We start from the raw sequence: 19380 nt of genomic DNA on the forward strand, positions 1-19380 counted from the left end.
CCTCATTCCGGTTTAGCTACTAATGATCACAGTTATTAATTTTATATCCTGTTTCAGCAAGCTGCATTTTTAGAGCAGTTGGATAAACAACACTTATTCATCAACAATTTATCGTTCGGAGGTATAACAGGACCAATTAGATGTGCTTTTTCCACTTCCTGTTCAAAAATTCAGCTAACAAGCTAAATGAAATGTCTTTATTCCATCTATTCCACCGGCACCGTTAGCATCAGCTACGTGTGAGTCAATGGTATTCGAAATTTCGCATACATTAGGCTCATTGAGCTACGTGGAAGCCAATTGTATTCGAATTTTCGCATACATTGAGCTCATTCAGCTACGTGCGAGTCAATTGTATTCGAAATTTCGCATACATTAGGCTCATTGAGCTACATGGAAGCCAATTGTATTCGGATTTTCGGGTACATTGAGCTCATTCAGCTACGTGCGAGTCAATTGTATTCGAATTTTCGCATACATTATACTCGTTTACCTACGCACTTGCCTTCGCTCAGCTTTTCCGGTAGTGGCACCAGCCCCCATCAACTCACCCAAACCTTAAATATAGTTTGACCTTCCCGGTTCTCTTCATCAGCATAGATATCATTAAAGGAAGCGTGGCCCAGAGTCTTCAGTCGTGTCAGGTTATAGACCAGCGCAAACGCCAGTTTAGGATCAGCAGTCCAATAGCCGTCAAACTGATCTCCGCCAATTTTATTATAGGCATCACTCATAACCCATTCTTCTGCTTCCCGTAAAGTATCAAAGGTGAGCATTTCTTCAAACCAGCGGATCTCTTTCCGGTTTGTGTTCCGGTTCTCGTCTTTGACCCAGAATAATTCTTCATGTGTGTTCTTTCCCTCGTCCATAGTTAATCCTCCTTTTACAAATATGAATGCAACATATTCTTTTTACATTTTACACAATTCGCAATTCTAGTTAACCCAGTTTGATAGATAGGAATAAGTTGATATGTTACGCTTTGACGGTCAATTTAAAGAGATTAACTGGGAGGGTATAAGATTCTATGGTACAAAAACGTTGGAATAAGCCTATCGCTTCAATACTGGCTACCGCTGTGATTACAGCGCAGGTGCTGGGCGGAGTCGTTGCCGGTTCAGTACTGGGAGCCGGGAAGGCAGCAGCTGAACCTGCGTCAGGCGCAATCAACCTGCGGCTGATGAGTACTACAGATGTGCATACCAATGTGATGGGCTGGGATTACTTTAAGAACCAACCGTCTCTGACGGTTGGACTGGACCGGACGGCTACGCTGGTGAAGCAGGCTAGAGCCGAGGAGAAGGGTGTTAACAACCTTTTGCTCGACAACGGAGATTTGATTCAGGGTACACCGCTGGGAACGTACGCTTCGAAGCAAGTTGATGGAGACGGCAAGACTAAGCAGATCAATCCGATGATTGCAGCTTTGAATACCATGAACTATGATGCTGCGACACTCGGTAACCACGAATTCAACTATGGACTTCCTTATCTGGAGAGCATTACTTCTGCCACTTCTGCCACATATGAGTATACAGACATTCCTTTTATTAATGCGAATGTGTATGCCGTAGACGGGGACGAAGATGATTCCAATAACCCGAACTATTTCACTCCTTATAAAATAATCGACAAGGCAGTTACCGACAGCAACGGAGCTACACAACATGTTAAGGTCGGCCTGATTGGTCTCGTTACTCCGCAGATTATGGATTGGGACAAAGTCAACCTGGAAGGTAAGGTCATTACTAAGGACATCGCTGAAACGGCCGCTAAATTCATTCCGCAGATGAAGGAAGACGGTGCGGATATTATCGTTGCGATGGCGCATACCGGATATGATAATAATGCAGTACCCGGAACCAAATCTGAAAATGACATCAAAGCACTAAGCCTCGTGCCGGGGATTGATGCCATTACGTTCTCGCATACCCATAAGGTATTCCCGGCTGCGACTGTGGAAGCGCTGGACGCATCCTTCAAGGATTCTACGGGTAAAGCAGTGCTGCCCGGCATCGATAATGCCAAAGGCCAGATCAACAATGTTCCAGCCGTTCAGGCGGGATTCGGCGGCGCCAATTTGGGTCTCATCGACCTGGCAATCGTTCCGGACCCACAGCGGAGCGGACACTTTATGGTGGACAAGAGCGCTTCGGTTTCCTCCACCCGTTCGATCTACAGAACGGAGAACAAGGTTAATATTGCAAACGTAGAGCCGGATGCTGAGCTGGATGCAGTGGTTGCCGCTGATCACCAGGCTACGATTGCTTATGTCAATCAACCCCTTGGACGTACGGATGTACCTATGAACAGCTTTTTCGCTATGGTGCAGGATGACCCGACCGTTCAGATCGTAACCTATGCCCAGAAACACTATGTCGAGAAGCTGATCAACAGTGATCCTAACCTGGCAGAATACCAGGGAATGCCTATCCTGAGTGTTGGCGCACCCTTCAAGGCCGGACGCAATAACCCGGATGAGTATACAGAAATCGAAGCGGGAGATCTGACCATCCGCAGCGCAAGCGACCTGTATCTCTATGACAACACGCTTAAGGCTATTATGGTCAAGGGAGAGACTGTAAAAGAATGGGTTGAAATGAGCGCAGGTGCCTATAACCGTATTGATCCTGCAGTGACTACGGAGCAGCCGCTGCTGAACTCGGGATTCTCCGTATTTAATTTCGATGTTATCGACGGAATTAAATACACGATTGATGTCACCAAAAATGCAAGATACAAGCCGGACGGTACGGTGAATGACCCCACTTCCGAGCGGGTTACCTCCATTACCTATGATGACAAGCCGCTGGATATGAATCAGAACTTCATCGTAGTGACTAACAATTACCGGGCAAGCGGCGGCGGGAATTTCCCGGGTGTCAAAACAGGCGCTGCCGGTCTTACGATGGTGCTGGATACACTGGAAGAGAATCGTCAGATTCTGATGGATTACATTAAGGAAGCAGGAAACGTTAACCAGCCGGCCGATAATAACTGGTCGATCGCTCCGATCAAAGGCGATGTTAAGGTTACCTTTACTTCTTCACCGAAGGCTAAGAATGCACTTCCTAAACATGATAATATTACCGATACCGGAACCCAGAATCTCCGCGGCGACGAGATTTACAATCTCGACCTTAGCGGAAGCGTCAAAGTCCATCTGCTCGGCATCAACGACCTCCACGGACAATTGGATACAACTTCTTTTGTTACGGTCGGTACGGAGAGCAAGCCTGTAGGAACTGCGGCGATTCTGGCAACCTACCTGAAGAATGCCCGTGCAAAATACGATAACACCCTGCTAGTCCACAACGGGGACTCTGTCGGTGCCTCTGCTCCGGTATCCTCCATGGAGCGTGACAAGCCGACCCTTGAATGGATGAACATGATGAAGTTCGATGTGGGAACCTTGGGGAACCACGAATTCGACCAGGGTGTTGAAGCGTTGAAGGCACAAATTTTCGGCGGTGCGGACCCGGTGAACCCGAGCATTATCCATGCACCTGTGAATTTCGATTACATTAATGCCAATGCGATCGACATGAAGACTGGAGAGCCGCTAATCAAGCCATACACGATTAAAGAAATCGGCGGTGTAAAAATCGGGTTTATCGGCGTAGTAACCAAGGCAACACCAAGTAAGGTATCCCCTGCCGGTACAGCCGGTGTGAAATTCCTGAGTGCTGAGGAAGAAGTAGCTGCCATCGAAAAGTATGCTGCAGAGCTCAAAGGTAAAGGTGTCAACACGATCGTCGTGCTTGCCCACGATCCGGCAACTACTAAGGTTGATGCTGCAACGAAGAAAAATGTATCCACAGGTGAAGCTGTAGACTTGGCGAATGCACTACCGGCTAATTCTCCGGTGGATGTTATTGTGGCTGGTGACAATCATGCCTACGCTAATGATATGGTGAACGGCAAACTGGTTGTTCAGGCCTACTCTTACGGTACTGCCTATGAAGACATCCGCCTGGCTATCGATCCGGAGACCGGAGAGGTTAAGAGCAAATCTGCTGAAGTAATTACTACTTTCCAGGAGAATGTTACGCCGGATGCTGAAACCAAAGCACTGGTAGATCATTATCTGGCTCTGCATCCTGAGCTGGCTAAGCCTGTAGGAACTACAGATGGAACCGTTACCCGTACAGATGTATATCTGAAGGAAGCTCCCCTGGGCAACCTGATTGCGGATGCTATGCGTCAGGCTGATTTTAAAGACGGCGCCGCTGGTCCTGCTGACTTTGCATTTATGAATCCGGGCGGTATCCGTGCCGATCTTCCTAAGGGGAATGTTCTCTTCGGTGATCTGGCCAAAATCCAGCCCTTCGGCAATACGCTGGTAAAGCTGACGCTTACCGGTGAACAGATCAAAACCTTGCTGCAGCAGCAATGGGCAGTTAAGGCTGATGGAACAGCAGACATCAAGACGCTGCAAATTTCCGGCCTGAAATATACGGCCAATATGTATCTGCCGGTTGCCAGCCGTGTAGCCAACCTGACCAAAAGTGATGGAACACCGATTGAAATGTCCAAGAGCTACACAGCTGTCGTCAATAACTTCATGGCTGCAGGCGGAGACAACTATAAGGTATTGACCCAAGCAAGTAAATCGCTGGCCGGACCAATCGATCTGGATGTATTCTATGATTATATTGTGAAGAAATTCAATGGCGGAGCTATCACCGCTGCTGTTGAAGGACGGATTAACAATGTTGAGAAAGATCCGGGAACAGGCAACCCGAACCCGAACCCGGGACCGGCTGCAACAGCAACACCTAAGCCGGCTGCTACACCTTCAGCCACACCTAGTCCGGCAGCATCAGCTACTCCGGCTCCGGCTGCAACCACAGCTCCAACGCAGAGCCCGGCCGTTCCTGTTACTGCATTCAAGGATTTGGGTAAGGTCGCGTGGGCAGCAGAAGCTATTAATGCACTAGCGGCTAAAGGTATTGTAAAAGGCATCGACGGCACGAACTTCGCACCCGTGAAGAGTGTAACCCGTGCTGAATTCGTAACTATGCTCGTTCGTTCGCTTAACTTGAGCAATACTGCATCAGCAACTACTTTCAGCGATGTGAAACAAGGTGTCTGGTATACAGATACGATCGCTGCTGCCGTAAACGCTGGTTTGGTGAGAGGTTCAGGCAACGGTAAATTCGAACCGGGCCGCGAGATCACCCGTGAGGAAATGGCGATTATGATCGCTAATGCCCTCAAGGATCAGCTGCAGCCGGTTGATCCTGCTGCTCTGAATAAGTTTGCTGACAAGGCCAAGATTGCAGCCTATGCGCAGCAGCCTGTAGCACAGCTGACCCAGCTGGGGATTGTCAACGGTGTGGATGCCCAGAAATTCGCGCCGAAAAGTATCGCGAACCGCGCCCAGGCGGCCGTCATCATCTACCGGATGCTGGAGAACAAAGCTTCCTGATTTCTATATGAATACAATTGAATCAGGCAAAAGGCCCGCAAAAGGCCCGTGCACATTGTGCGCGGGCCTTTCCGTTTACGAGGATGCTCGGGCTTGTCCAGCCCAGACCATAGACGTCTCGTTATTTCACTGCAGCTTCCCATTTACAGCGGATGGGGGAGACAATCGCATTTTCTTTTTTGAGCTCGGTGAAGGCCTTGTCGACCGCTTTGCGTTCCAGTCCCGACAGCTTCTCAACTTCACCTGCAGTTACAGGAGCTGCTGAAGCTTTAATGATTTCCAGTACTTGATCCTTAACACTCATGAGTTACACATCCTTTGTTCATTGTGATTTGGTCCATTCTGATGCTTCGTAACGTTCGTAATGTCAGACAAATTATAAAAGAAAAACGGTAAAGAGGCAGTGACTTTTTTACAATATCGGTTTACAGTTGTATCCAAAAGTGATATCATAATTATATCAAATACATATCTAATGGAGGCATCTTTATGAAAGAGAAAACATTGCATCCTGTCAGCGGATTCTGGGTTGTAGCTCTAATTGCCATTTGTATCGGGGGCGGAATTTACGGTGCCGTTCAGGAATACGTGGCATTGCCTGTCATCCTGTTTATTGCAGCCGGTATTCTATGTACGAGTATTACCGTAGTTCAGCCGAACAAGTCAGTGGTCGTGACCTTCTTTGGCCAATATGTCGGTACGATTGCAACAAGCGGGTTGTTCGCTGTAATTCCGTTCAGCATCCGCAAGACCGTATCGCTGCGGGTCCGCAACTTCAACAGCGTGAAGCTGAAGGTCAATGATGTGGAAGGTAATCCGATTGAGATTGCTGCGGTGATTGTATTCAAGGTCATTAATTCGGCCAAAGCGCTGTTTGATGTAGATAAGTATATGGCGTTTGTGGAAATCCAGAGTGAAACGGCGCTGCGTCATGTGGCGAGCAAATACCCCTACGATAACTTCAACGAGACCGGCATGTCCCTGCGGGCCAATGCCGATGAGATTGCCAAAGAACTGGCGGTGGAGCTGCAGGAGCGTCTGTCCTTATCCGGTGTAGAAGTGATCGAAGCGCGCCTGACCCATCTGGCCTATTCCACAGAGATTGCCAGTACGATGCTGCAGCGCCAGCAGGCTTCGGCCATTCTGTCTGCACGCCAGATCATCGTAGAAGGTGCTGTCGGCATGGTGGATCTGGCGATCCGCCAACTCAAAGAGAGCGGTGTAGTTGAACTGGACGAAGAACGCAAAGCGGCGATGATCAACAATCTGATGGTGGCGATTGTGTCGGAGCGCGGTGCGAGCCCGGTCATTAACGCCGGCTCGTTGTACTAAGGCGGTAATATTATGGCGGCCAAAAAAAGCTTTCCGCTGCGGATCGATCCTGAACTGCACGAAGCGCTGGAACGTTGGGCGGGAGAAGAATTTCGCAGCGTAAACGGACATATCGAATACTTGCTGCGTGAGTCTTTGAAGCGCGCAGGCCGCTTGCCGGGTAAGAAACGCCGGGAAGAAGAATGAACAGCCTGGGGCGGCGGCGCTTCAGACTTGTATGACTTGCTAACCGGCTGTGCCGTCCTTGGGAGGAGGCACAGCCGGTTCCACTTGACGGAAGATAAGCTGAGATTTATAATTACCGTAATTCACGTTATCAGCTTCGACAAAGATACCCGGTTCCACTTGACGGAAGATAAGCTGAGATTTATAATTACCGTAATTCACGTTATCAGCTTCGACAAAGATATGAATCGATGTTCAGGACCGCTTCAGAGAGAGGAAACTTCAGGCTGCAATTTCCTCCGGTACCGGCTTTTGATTTACCCCTTTGTAGCTGCGGTTATGAATTCCTGGTTTGTCCGTCTGCGGACATTATTACAGCAGGATAGTAAGAACCGCCGGTTCATGGCCGTTATCTACATGCTGACGAAGGATTCTATTCTGCAATGCCGCTGCTCTGCAGCAGCTTTTGTATAATGGTATCGAATTTGGGTGGAACCACGGGTGCAATCACTCGTCCCTTTGCGGGACGGGTGTTTTTTGTGTGCAGAAGCTACCTATGCTAACAAACTTTAGCCTATGCTTTTCGAAGTGAGTTTTGCTGCAAAGAAGAAACAAAGAAGCGGATGTTCCGCAAAACTAAGCCAATGCTCCCGGAGTAAGTTTGTGCGAAGAGGATCAGGGAAGTATATGCTAACAAACTTTTAGGAGGAAAGAAAAATGTCAGTAAATATCAAACTTCCGGACGGTTCGGTCCGGGAATACCCGGGCGGCAGCAGCATTGATGATGTAGCAGCCTCGATCAGCAGCGGCCTGCGCAAGAATGCCGCAGCAGGTAAAATCAACGGAATCGTCGTGGATCTGTCCACTCAGCTGCAGGAAGGCGATCTTGTCGAAATCGTTACTCTGGATTCCCCGGAAGGCCTGGAAGTGATGCGTCACAGTACAGCTCACCTTATGGCCCAGGCGGTAAGACGTCTGTTCGGAACTATGGAGGTTAAGCTCGGAGTAGGCCCGGTAATTGAAGACGGCTTCTATTATGATATGGATCTGGAGCATCCGCTTAATCCGGAGGATCTGCTGAAGATTGAGAAGGAAATGGAACGCATCGTTTCAGAGAACCTGCCGATTGTCCGCCATGAGGTAAGCCGTCAGGAAGCACTGGACAGATTCGGTGAGCTGGCCGATCCTTACAAGCTGGAGCTGATTCAGGCGCTGCCGGAAGACAGTGTGATTACAATCTATGAACAGGGCGAATTCTTCGACCTCTGCCGGGGTCCCCATTTGCCGTCCACTGCGAAGATCAAAGTGTTCAAGCTGATGAACGTAGCCGGTGCCTACTGGCGCGGAGACAGCAAGAACAAGATGCTGCAGCGCGTATACGGAACAGCCTGGATCAAGAAGGCCCAGCTTGACGAGCATCTGCGCCTGCTGGAGGAAGCGAAGAAACGCGATCACCGTAAGCTGGGCAAGGAACTGGAAATCTTCACCTTCAACCAGCTGGTTGGACAAGGCCTGCCGATCTGGCTGCCTAAGGGAGCCAAGCTGCGCAGCATTCTGGAGCGCTATATTGTTGATCTGGAAGCCAGCCTCGGTTACCAGCATGTCTACACTCCTGTACTGGGTAATGTAGAGCTGTACAAGACTTCTGGACATTGGGAACACTACCAGGAAGACATGTTCCCTAAGATGACTATCGATAATGAGGAGTTCGTGCTCCGTCCAATGAACTGCCCGCATCACATGATGATCTATAAGAGCTCGATGCACAGCTACCGCGATCTGCCGATCCGTATTGCCGAGCTGGGTATCCAGCACCGTTATGAAATGTCGGGAGCCCTGACAGGCCTGCACCGTGTCCGTTCGATGACGCTGAATGACTCCCATATCTTCTGCCGTCTGGACCAGATCAAAGGCGAGTTCATCCGCGTGCTTGAGCTGATCAAGCAGGTATACAGCGACTTTGGCATAGAAGATTACCGTTTCCGCCTCTCTTACCGGGACCCTAAGGATACAGAGAAGTATTATGCCAATGATGAAATGTGGGAGACTGCACAGCGCATGCTGCGTGAGGTTGTCGAAGAAGCCGGCCTGCCGTTCTACGAAGCCGAAGGCGAAGCAGCCTTCTATGGTCCGAAGCTGGATGTTCAGATCAAAACGGTATTGGGCAAGGAAGAAACACTGTCGACTGTACAGATCGACTTCCTGCTGCCTGAACGCTTTGAGCTTGAATATGTCGGCGATGACGGACAGAAGCACCGTCCGGTTGTTCTGCACCGCGGGATTCTTGGAACAATGGAACGTTTCGTAGCGTTCCTGCTGGAGAACTTTGCCGGCTCACTGCCGCTGTGGCTGTCTCCGCAGCAAGTGAAGATTATTCCGGTATCCTCGGCCTTTGATGAATATGCGAAGGAAGTGGCTGCCAAGCTGCTGCGTAGCGGCATCCGCGCCGAAGTCGACTTGCGCAATGAGAAAATGGGTTACAAAATCCGTGAAGCACAGCTGGAGAAACTTCCATATATGTTCGTTGTAGGCGAGAATGAAATGAATGCCGGCAGCGTATCGATCCGCAAACGCGGAGAAGGCGATATCGGTGCCAAACCGCTGCAGGAAGTCATCGATTCGCTTGGACAGGAAATTGCCGAACGCGTAATCTAAAGCATACACAAGCTGTTAATAGTACGTATAATTACCAATAAATAACCTCTGTTATAAGCCGCGTGGGACCGCTATTATCCGGTGTCAGGTATAAAATTTTGTGAAACGGGAAACCTTCGCTATATGGGGAGGTTTAACTAATGAACAAAATGGGCTTATACCAGAGGTTTTGGTGTCTTTTCGTCACCATCGTGCTTCTGCTGACAGCAGCCGGGGTCTACCCGGATTATTCGCGCAAATCGGCACAGGCAAGAGGGACGGGAGACACTGCAGGACAACTTAGTGCAGTCACTACGAATTCTCAGGTTCAGCGTCAAGAGGCAGGTTCTGCATCCCGTCTGGGAGGCTCTTCGCGGTTAAGACAGCCGGTTACCGTCCAGGCTCCTAAGCCAGCAAGTGTGCCGGAAAGTAAGCCGAAGGCGAAGGCAGCCGCCAAGCAGCCGGATTCGGTACCGGTAGCTGCACCTGCGCCGGAGCAGATCATCACTTCAATGAAAGTAACAGCGACCGGCTATACGGCCGGATACGAATCCACAGGCAAGACCGCGAAGCATCCGCAGTACGGAATTACGTATTCGGGTGTCAAGGTACGCCGGGACAAGAATGCCGTATCCACCATTGCTGCAGACCCGAAAGTTCTGCCTTTGGGAAGTATTTTATATATACCGGGTTACGGATATGCTATAGTGGCCGACACCGGTTCGGCGATTAAAGGGCGGAAGATCGACCTGTACTTCAGCACCACCAAGCAGGTGTATAAGGAATGGGGCAAGAAGACCGTTGTCGTCCAGCTCATCAAACGAGGCAACGGAAAATGCACGGAGAGTATGCTGAAAAGCCTTGGACATGCAATCCAGACCTATAATGCAGTGCCGCAATATTTGCTGGAAGAGGTTATTTAAGGGCCGGACCGGCCTCACTGAGTTTGAATTATTTTTCACGTAAGCATGCATAATACGGCGTCACATTTCCCATAATATCGACTGGGGCAAAGCGACTTGCCTCTTCCGATATAATCTTTTTCGTCAGCTCTGACGGGCTGTACTGAAGGGAAAGGGAGGTGATTTCCGTGGCTAATTCCAAGAAACCAAAGGTACAAGAGAATTACAAAACACCGAATGAAAAATACAATGCTGAGTTTGCCGTTGAAAATGACGGCGCAACTAAGCAAAGCGGTAATACGTTTGCCAAACCGGTACAAAAACCGCAGCAGTAATGCTGGGGTAACGGTATGAGCATTTGAAGCGTCAAGGCTGTCCTCTCACGTCCGGATTATGGGCTGAAAGGGCAGCTTTTTTATGGGCATCATACAATTAACGGAATATTCCAGCCGTCTCGGTCTGGAGACTGAGGCCTGTTTCCTTCTCACGCCGCTGTTCCCCGCAGCTTTCTTCCTGTAGACTAAGACTATAAGCGTGAAGAAGCAAGAGTTACACTAACTACTGGGGGGAATGACATATGAAACGACGGTTCACCAGCCAGGTTCTCGGCGGACTGATCCTTATCGGTCTCGGAGGCCTGTTCCTGCTAAGACAGATGGGCTACACTGATTTCAACCTGGGCTCACTGATATCTACGTATTGGCCGGTTATTCTGATTATATTAGGGGTTAAACGCTTTTTGTCCCCGGACGATGAGCATTCGAGATTCTCTGCAACACTTGGCGGATTTTTCTTTCTGGCCATCGGTGTGTTTTTCCTGGGACGGAATTTAGAATGGTTTGACTTCTCGGCAGGCGATTTCTTCAAAATGCTGATCCCGGTTATGCTGATCGGCGGCGGTTTAGCTGTTATTTTCAAGCCGCGGGGTACAACGCCGCCGGTTCCTCCGGCACCGCCTGCACCACCGAATTTCTATCCGCCGGGACCGGGCAAAAGCCCGCTGGATACGAAGCCTCCTGCACCGCTGGAATCGACGCTCGATGAGCAGTTTGAGCAGAAGTTCGGCAAATCTGCCGGTGCCGGCGGGCGGGACTGGAATGATTATCTGCACAAAGACACTGAGGATGAAGACGGAGAACAGGGAGTATCCTCCTCATCGGCGGATGCCCGGTGGCAGGAGAAGCAGGAACGCCATGAACGCAGACGCCAGGAGCGTCAGGAACGCCATGCCCGCCGCCACGGCGAATGGCATGAGGAGTTTCAGGATTCCGGGCAGGACAAAGAAACAACGAACCGCTCGGCTTTTATCGGCGATGTCCATATGGGACGTGAGCATTTCCAGCTAAAACAAACCAATATTTCGCAGTTTATCGGGGATACAGTGCTGGATCTGACCAATGCGCAAATTCCTTACGGTGAGACCAAGATCAACATTTCCGCTTTTGTCGGTGATATTAAGGTTTATATTCCGGATGATATGAATCTTGGTGTATCGGTTAACGGCAGCTCGTTCATTGGTGATATGCAGGTGCTTGAGCAGTCGCGCAGCGGGTTCATGAGCAATGTGCAGTGCAAAACGCCTTATTATAAGGAGGCAGGTAAAAAAGTCCGCATTAACGTCAGCTGCTTCATCGGTGACATTAAAGTCAAAACGGTGGGCTAAATGGGGACGATCTTCAGCAATACCAAGTGGATGCTGCTGGTGTATTTCCTGCTTAGCGGCGGAGTAACTGCCGGACTGATGTATGCCGGGACATGCCTGGGCTATATCCGGGTGGTGGATACCAGCATGTGGCTGTACCTGTGTCTGGGCATTGTGCTCTTCACAGTGACTATCGGCTATATTGCCGGACAGCGGATTCAGCGGCGGATCGACCATCTGGACCTGAATATGCTGCAGGTAGCCAAAGGCAATCTGTCCGTACGGATGCCGGAGAGCGAAGACCAGTCTTTTGCCCGGGTATATCACGAATTCAATATTATGATGGATACTGTGGAGAAGAAGATGAAACTTCTGCAGCAGCTGGGTGAACAGGAAGTCATCGAGAAGGAAAAGGCGGCGGAGAGCGCGGTACTGGAAGAGCGGAGGCGTATGGCCCGGGATCTGCATGATACGGTGAGCCAGCAGCTTTTTGCGATTCACATGTCCGCTTCTTCGCTGCCTAAAGTGCTTGAACGGAGCGCAGAGCATGGGCAGACGGTCATGGACCAGCTGATCAGCATGTCCCAGATGGCGCAGAAGCAAATGAGGGCATTGATCGCGCAGCTGCGTCCGGTGGAGCTGGAGGGGCGCAATCTGTTCGAGGCGCTGGAGAAGTGGTTCCCGGATTACTGCCGCCAGAACGGGCTCAAGGGGGTAAAGGAGCTTGAACTGCAGGGCGAGCTGTCCGAGGCGATTGAGCATCAGCTGTTCCTGATTATTCAGGAGTCGATGGCGAACATCGTGAAGCATGCCGGAGCACGGGTTGTCAGCCTGTCGCTGCGCGAGGTGCCGCGCCAGGTTGTGCTGAGCATCAGCGATGACGGTCAGGGCTTCGAGCAGGTGCAGCATAAACAGGGCTCCTACGGGCTAACGACCATGCGCGAGCGTGCCGAGAAGCTCGGCGGCCAGGTAGAGATTATCAGCCGCAAGGGGGCGGGAACGACGATCCGCGTACATATACCAAAGTTTGTGCAGGGCATCCCGGAGCCGGTTGATGCCGAATCTGAGCCTGATAGGGGGAGTACAGAATGAGTCTCATTAAAGTGCTGCTGGTGGATGATCATGATATGGTGCGGATGGGTCTCAAAACATATCTGATGCTTGATCCGATGTTTGAAGTTATAGGTGAGGCAGAGAACGGGCATAAGGCGCTTGGCATGCTGCGTGAACTGGGGCATGAGGCCCTGCCGGATCTGGTGCTGATGGATTTGATGATGCCGGTCATGAACGGGGCGGAGACAACGCGCGCAGTGCTGGCCGAATTCCCGGGTCTCAAAATTGTCATCCTCACCAGCTTCCTGGAGGATGATCTTGTTGTAGACGCGATCGAGGCAGGGGCGGTCAGCTATGTCCTCAAAACCGTCTCGGCAGAGGAACTGATCTACGCGCTGCAAGGCGCGTACCGCGGCATGCCGGTGATGACCGGCGATGTCTCGCAGGCACTGACCCGTGGCATCCGCCAGCGTACCGTACAGGGCGACTCTTCCGGCTTGACCGAGCGGGAGAAGGAAGTGCTGCTGCTGATCGCTGAGGGCAAAACCAATAAAGATATCGGCGAGGAGCTGCATATCAGCATCAAGACGGTGAAGACGCATGTCAGCAACCTGCTGATGAAGTGTGAGCTGGATGACCGCACCCAGCTGGCCATCTACGCCCACCGTAAGGGCTGGGCGCAGAGTTAGCTCTTTCAGCCCAGGGAATCCTGCACAAAATACAACATTTTCCTCTATATTTCGTCTATAATCGAAAATTGTTGTACGAAAGGCAACATTCCACCTCGTTCAAGCGGCTAAACGGGACGATTCTTGTATTTCGTACAACAATTCTCTCTAACATCCTGTTATCTAGGAAGCAAAGTTGCAATATGTACAACATTCATGCCTATTGTACATATGCGCGAAGCGGTAACCTGCAATACCCCGGCGCTATAACGCCGGGGTATTTGCTTGTCCCCGGTGTTCGCAGACCACATTCCCTGCGGTTCTCCCTCATATTCTTTTTTAATTGTTCATATCTTTTATCTCCGCTTAAATTGTTTTTAATGTGACCTTAAGGTTTAAAGTACAAAATAAGAACAAGAAAACAAATAACACTTTGCCGGATGCGGCAAAGCGCGGGAGGAAAGAAAACATGGACGATAACAAAAACAATTACAATCGTGAGAACAACTTCAATCGTGATAATGAACCGGGACCGGAACGGGAATGGGACAGTAAAGATAGCACTAACACTAACACTAATTCTTCAACCGAAGCAGGCTCCTCCTACTACTATTCTTATGGGCCGTTCAAATCCTTGAACAATGACGAGATGAATGGTGAAGATCCGCAGCATTACAACCGCCGGGAGCCGGAACGTGTAGAGATTTCACCTCCGCAGCCGGTCAAGCCTTTACCGTACAGCACTTCGCTCCGCACAACAGGATATGACGGAAATGGCGGACGCGGCGGTAACCCTCCTGAGGGAAGTAATGGCTGGCAGTATAACCGTAAGCCGAAGAAGCCGGTCAAGGCGGTACTTATCTCTTTTCTTGCCGGAATGATTGTATTATCGGGTTCGATGTTCATGGCCGACCGGGGCAACTGGTTCACAGGCGATCAGGCAGTTACAGCAGCCGTTACGAATGCAGCAGCTAAGACAGCGAACGGAAGTGCTACTATTACGCCTTCCACTTCCACAGCAGCACTGGTTACCGGATCGGGTGATGTATCCAGCGTAGTGGATGGGGTGGGACCGGCAGTTGTCAAAATTGAGACGCTGGTTAAATCAAGCAGCAGAAGCAGCAGTAATCCGAATATGAGTGATCCGTTCTCCCAGTTCTTCTTCGGTGATCAGTTCGGCGGCAGCGGATCCTCCGGCTCCAATTCAGAATCCCAGCCGGAATCAAACAATTCGGATTCATCCCAGCTTACTCCTTATGGAATCGGCACAGGCTTCATTTATAATTCAGACGGTTATATTCTTACCAACCAGCATGTGGTGGATAATGCAGATGTCATTCAGGTTACGGTTGACGGTAATACCAAACCTTATGAAGCGAAATTGCTCGGCTCCAGCAAAGATCTGGACTTGGCAGTGCTCAAAATTGAAGGAACGGACTTCCCTACAGTGGCGCTCGGTGATTCCGACAGCATTAAGGTAGGTTCAGAAGTCGTAGCGATTGGTAACCCGCAGGGCTTTGACCACACGGTTACAGCAGGTGTACTGAGTGCCAAGGGTCGCAGTATTGATATTAATGAAGAAGACGGAAGCGGCACACGCAATTACAAGAACTTGCTGCAGACGGATGCTTCGATTAATCCCGGGAATTCGGGCGGACCGCTGCTTAACATGAACGGTCAGGTCATCGGGATGAATGTGGCGGTTAGCACAGACTCCCAGGGTATCGGTTTTGCTATCGCGGTCAATACCATTAAAGAAGTTGTAGAGAAACTGGAAGCCAATCAGGAAATTCCGAAAGAACCGGTACCATTCATTGGCGCTTCGCTGATGACCATTACCGATGAAGTCGCTAAGCAGATGGGTACTGACCTCAAAGAAGGCTCCGTCGTCGCCGAGATTGTCTTCAAATCTCCAGCGTATACCGCCGACCTTCGCCCTTACGATATCATCACAGGTGTGAACGGTACGAACTATGCCACCAGCCAGGATCTGATTACCTACATCCAGACGCTCAAAGTTGGCGATCAGGTGACACTGAATGTGGTTCGTGACGGTAAGAAGCTGGACCTTCCGGTAACGATCGGTAACAAAAATGATTTTGACACGACTCAAACTCAGAAGCAATAAACACACCGGACGGTGAGCAGCACAGCGGAAGGGGAGACCCTTCCGTTTTTGCTGCATAGGCTGCGGATGCGGATAAACGGATTCATGATACAATATAGATATATGAACTGAACAATGGGGGCTGCTTGATGCGACCGAATATTTTAATTATTGATGACGATGAGAAAATTATATCCATGCTGCGCCGCGGGCTTGCTTTTGAAGGGTATGATGTCAAAACAGCCGCTAACGGGGCAGATGGGCTGCGTGCTGTTCTGAACAGTGATCCGGATGTGGTTATCCTGGATGTAATGATGCCGCAAGTGGACGGGTTCGAGGTCTGCCGCCGTCTGCGTGAGGGCGGGAGCAGTGTTCCGGTACTTATGCTGACTGCCAAGGATGAGATTGAACACCGGGTCAAAGGGCTCGATCTGGGTGCGGACGATTACCTGGTGAAGCCGTTTGCTCTGGAGGAGCTGCTTGCCCGGGTACGGGCACTGCTCCGGCGCAAAAGTGAGCAGGGCGGAGGCACGGACCAGGCGGTTTCCTATGAGGATATCACACTGGATGTAGATTCGCGTGAAGTGACGCGTGCAGGCAAACGTCTGGAGCTGACGGCGAAGGAATTTGAACTGCTGCATCTGTTCATGCAGAACCCGAAGCGGGTGCTGTCCCGCGATCTGATCATGGATAAGATCTGGGGTTACGATTACAGCGGTGAATCCAACGTGCTGGAGGTATACATTGCAATGCTGCGCCAGAAGACGGAAGAGAATGGCGGCAAAAGGCTGATTCAAACGATCCGGGGAGCCGGCTACATCCTAAGAGGTGACTAATATGTCTATACGTTTGCGGCTGACTGCCTGGTATTCAGGGATTCTGGCCATTATGCTGCTGGCCCTGTCCGCGTTAATCTACGGGTTTGTCTATATTAATACGTACGGTGACTTGAAGGACCGGCTTAAAGAGCAGTCCAATCAGGTCCAGCTGAAAACGGGTTTGAACTATGACGGCACCTTGCAGCCCATTCTTGGAGGTCCTGCTGGTCAAAGCCTGTTTGCCCAAATGTACATTTATGATCTGAACAAGCTGATTCCCAGTCCTAATATGACGGAGATCAATCTGGAATTTAAAATCCCTGCCAAGGAAAGCCTCAATAGCCAGCAAGGATTCCAGCAGGCCTCTTACGGCGGCAACCCTTTTCTGATCTATCAGAAAGCAGTTCCGGTTAACGTTAATAACAGCAGCATGCTTGCTGTTCTCCAGGTTGCTGTTTATACAGGAGAACAAGTTACCTTGCTCAACAGGCTGAAGAATATTCTGCTTGCCGGTTCCTTCGCCACCTTACTAGCAGCCTTCACCTTCGGGCTGTTCCTGGCCCGCAAAGCAATGAGTCCGATCGGCAAGGTTATTGAGGCGGCAAACGGGATACAGACCGGGACGGATTTGAGCTCGCGCATTGAATACGACGGGCCGCAGGATGAGATCGGGCGGCTGATCGATACGGTCAACAACATGCTTGGGCGGATGGAGGGCTTCTACACAGGGCTGGAGGAGGCTTATGCCACTCAGCGCCGCTTTGTATCCGATGCTTCGCATGAACTCCGGACACCGCTTACAACGATACGGGGCAACATAGATCTGCTGCAGAAGATCTGGGAGATGGAGCCGGATGACAGCCGGATGACAGAGGCGGAAATCCGCCAGCTCTCCATTGAATCGGTGAAGGACATTGCCGATGAATCCAAGCGTATGAGCCGGCTGGTGGCAGATATGCTCTCTCTGGCCAGAGCGGATACAGGCCGGACCTTCGATATAGAGCCGGTAGCGCTGGAGCCGATGATGACCGAAGTAGCACGCCGTGCTTCCTTCCTGCCGCGTCAGGCGGAGTGGTCTGTGGGCGAAATGGGACAGTTGAACGGCAAATATATTCTAGGCAACAAGGACTATCTGCAGCAGATGTTGTTCATCTTCATTGATAATGCCTTTAAATACACACCTGCGGGTGAGGTTACGCTGGATGCTGTCTTTTATCAGAACCAGGTGGGAATCCGTATCTCGGATACCGGAATCGGGATGGATAAGGACGAAGTGCCGCATATCTTTGACCGTTTCTACCGTGCGGATGAATCCAGAGGGATTACCGAAGGGATCGGTCTGGGGCTGTCCATCGCCAAATGGATAATTGATGAGCACGGCGGTTCTGTAGAGGTGGTCACACGGCAGGGTGAAGGGACGACTTTTGTGATCTGGATGCCGCTTCTCTTTGCCCCGCCGCTGGAATAGGGTATAATTAAACGGTTCCTATTACAGCAGTCATTGACAGCAGAAAGCGGTGAATCATGGAAGTCATCAAAATTTCTCCCCGGGGCTATTGCTATGGCGTCGTCGATGCTATGGTAATGGCACGGCAGGCCGCACAAAATCTTGATTTGCCACGGCCGATTTATATATTGGGCATGATTGTGCATAACAGCCATGTCACGAACTCCTTTGAGGACGACGGAATCATTACGCTGGACGGGCATAACCGTCTGGATATTCTCGATAAAGTGGATAGCGGAACAGTGATATTTACTGCACACGGTGTATCGCCCGAAGTGCGTAAGATGGCACGGGCCAAAGGGTTGACCACAGTCGATGCCACTTGTCCGGATGTCACAAAGACTCATGACCTTATCAAGGAAAAGGTTGAAGAGGGCTACGAGGTTATCTACATCGGCAAGAAAGGTCATCCTGAGCCGGAAGGTGCGGTGGGGATCGCTCCTGAACATGTCCATCTGATTGAGAAGGAAGATGAAATTGCCGGTCTCTCGGTTCCTTCCTCGCGTATTGTAATTACGAACCAGACCACCATGAGCCAGTGGGATATTAAGCATATTATGAAAAAACTGCTGGAGACCTTCCCGGGAGCCGAGGTCCATAATGAGATCTGTATGGCGACCCAGGTCCGCCAGGAAGCGGTAGCGGAGCAGGCCGGCCAGTGTGAGCTGGTCATTGTTGTCGGTGATCCGCGTAGTAATAACTCTAACCGTCTGGCACAGGTGTCGGAAGAAATTGCCGGCGTACCGGCTCACCGGATCTCAGATGTATCTGAGCTGAATAGGGATTGGCTGAAGGGTATTACCAAGGTAGGGGTAACCTCAGGTGCGTCTACGCCAACACCGATTACCAAGGAAGTTATCAATTATCTGGAGCAGTATGACGAAGCGAACCCCGAGACCTGGGAGATCAAACGTACGGTGAACATGGCGAAGCTTCTGCCGCCTGTGAAGAACAAGAGTACGAGTGCTACCTGACATGATAGCAAAAATGAACTTATAGAATATGTATAGCGGCAGTGCGGCCTGTAAACGGGTATGCTGCCGTTTTTCTCGTTCCTGGGCGCTAGCCGCTCCTGCGAGAATGTGCCGTGATAAAGGGAGTGAGTTATTGATTTAACTTCC

Annotated in this window: 16 protein-coding genes; 14 read left to right on the forward strand and 2 right to left on the reverse strand. The window is 50.5% G+C overall.

The window, feature by feature from the left end; translation table 11 throughout:
- Window positions 1-542: 542 nt before the first annotated feature.
- Window positions 543-869, reverse strand: coding sequence for a hypothetical protein (locus QW71_RS21295; RefSeq protein WP_083442653.1), 327 nt, complete (start codon window positions 867-869; stop codon window positions 543-545).
- A 158-nt stretch (window positions 870-1027) separates the two neighbouring features.
- Here QW71_RS21295 and QW71_RS21300 point away from each other — a divergent pair, with 158 nt between their 5' ends.
- Window positions 1028-5431, forward strand: a complete 4404-nt coding sequence (locus tag QW71_RS21300) for a bifunctional 2',3'-cyclic-nucleotide 2'-phosphodiesterase/3'-nucleotidase (protein WP_039303322.1) — start codon at window positions 1028-1030, stop codon at window positions 5429-5431.
- A gap of 121 nt (window positions 5432-5552) precedes the next feature.
- Here QW71_RS21300 and QW71_RS21305 read toward each other — a convergent pair whose 3' ends face one another.
- Complete coding sequence (locus tag QW71_RS21305) at window positions 5553-5735, reverse strand: hypothetical protein (RefSeq protein ID WP_039303325.1); 183 nt, start codon at window positions 5733-5735, stop codon at window positions 5553-5555.
- A gap of 185 nt (window positions 5736-5920) precedes the next feature.
- Between QW71_RS21305 and QW71_RS21310 the strand changes: the two genes are divergently transcribed.
- From QW71_RS21310 to QW71_RS21365, 13 genes are all read left to right on the forward strand, one after another.
- Complete coding sequence (locus QW71_RS21310) at window positions 5921-6763, forward strand: SPFH domain-containing protein (RefSeq protein ID WP_039303327.1); 843 nt, start codon at window positions 5921-5923, stop codon at window positions 6761-6763.
- A 12-nt stretch (window positions 6764-6775) separates the two neighbouring features.
- Entirely contained in the window at window positions 6776-6949 is a 174-nt protein-coding gene (locus QW71_RS39115; protein ID WP_039303331.1) for a toxin-antitoxin system HicB family antitoxin, read from the forward strand.
- An 84-nt stretch (window positions 6950-7033) separates the two neighbouring features.
- Entirely contained in the window at window positions 7034-7402 is a 369-nt protein-coding gene (locus tag QW71_RS21320; protein WP_039303334.1) for a hypothetical protein, read from the forward strand.
- A 243-nt stretch (window positions 7403-7645) separates the two neighbouring features.
- Window positions 7646-9583: a threonine--tRNA ligase gene (gene thrS / locus QW71_RS21325; protein WP_039303338.1), complete on the forward strand. Its 1938-nt coding sequence runs from the start codon at window positions 7646-7648 to the stop codon at window positions 9581-9583.
- A gap of 140 nt (window positions 9584-9723) precedes the next feature.
- Entirely contained in the window at window positions 9724-10485 is a 762-nt protein-coding gene (locus QW71_RS42020; RefSeq protein ID WP_039303341.1) for a 3D domain-containing protein, read from the forward strand.
- Window positions 10486-10652: 167 nt separating this feature from the next.
- Window positions 10653-10799 (forward strand): hypothetical protein, encoded by a 147-nt coding sequence (locus QW71_RS40565; RefSeq protein ID WP_160311830.1) that lies wholly within the window; start codon window positions 10653-10655, stop codon window positions 10797-10799.
- Window positions 10800-11041: 242 nt separating this feature from the next.
- On the forward strand, window positions 11042-12127 hold the full coding sequence (gene liaF, locus QW71_RS21335; protein ID WP_039303344.1) for a cell wall-active antibiotics response protein LiaF: 1086 nt from the start codon (window positions 11042-11044) through the stop codon (window positions 12125-12127).
- Window positions 12128-13198 carry a sensor histidine kinase gene (locus QW71_RS21340; protein WP_039303347.1) on the forward strand — a complete coding sequence of 357 codons (1071 nt, stop codon included), beginning with the start codon at window positions 12128-12130 and terminating at the stop codon, window positions 13196-13198.
- Window positions 13195-13848 (forward strand): response regulator transcription factor, encoded by a 654-nt coding sequence (locus QW71_RS21345; protein ID WP_039303350.1) that lies wholly within the window; start codon window positions 13195-13197, stop codon window positions 13846-13848. The genes QW71_RS21340 and QW71_RS21345 overlap by 4 nt, the downstream gene beginning before the upstream one ends.
- A gap of 448 nt (window positions 13849-14296) precedes the next feature.
- Complete coding sequence (locus QW71_RS21350; RefSeq protein WP_039303353.1) at window positions 14297-15955, forward strand: S1C family serine protease; 1659 nt, start codon at window positions 14297-14299, stop codon at window positions 15953-15955.
- A gap of 128 nt (window positions 15956-16083) precedes the next feature.
- Complete coding sequence (locus QW71_RS21355; protein ID WP_039303357.1) at window positions 16084-16770, forward strand: response regulator transcription factor; 687 nt, start codon at window positions 16084-16086, stop codon at window positions 16768-16770.
- A gap of 1 nt (window position 16771) precedes the next feature.
- The gene (locus tag QW71_RS21360; protein WP_039303360.1) at window positions 16772-18220 is read left to right on the forward strand and encodes a cell wall metabolism sensor histidine kinase WalK; all 1449 of its coding nucleotides are present in this window, start codon (window positions 16772-16774) and stop codon (window positions 18218-18220) included.
- Between the two features lie 56 nt (window positions 18221-18276).
- A complete protein-coding gene (locus tag QW71_RS21365) occupies window positions 18277-19233 on the forward strand; it encodes a 4-hydroxy-3-methylbut-2-enyl diphosphate reductase (protein ID WP_039303364.1) in 957 nt (318 codons plus the stop codon).
- Window positions 19234-19380 lie beyond the last annotated feature (147 nt).

It is taken from the genome of Paenibacillus sp. IHB B 3415, assembly GCF_000802655.2.
Lineage (GTDB): Bacteria > Bacillota > Bacilli > Paenibacillales > Paenibacillaceae > Paenibacillus_AQ > Paenibacillus_AQ phytohabitans.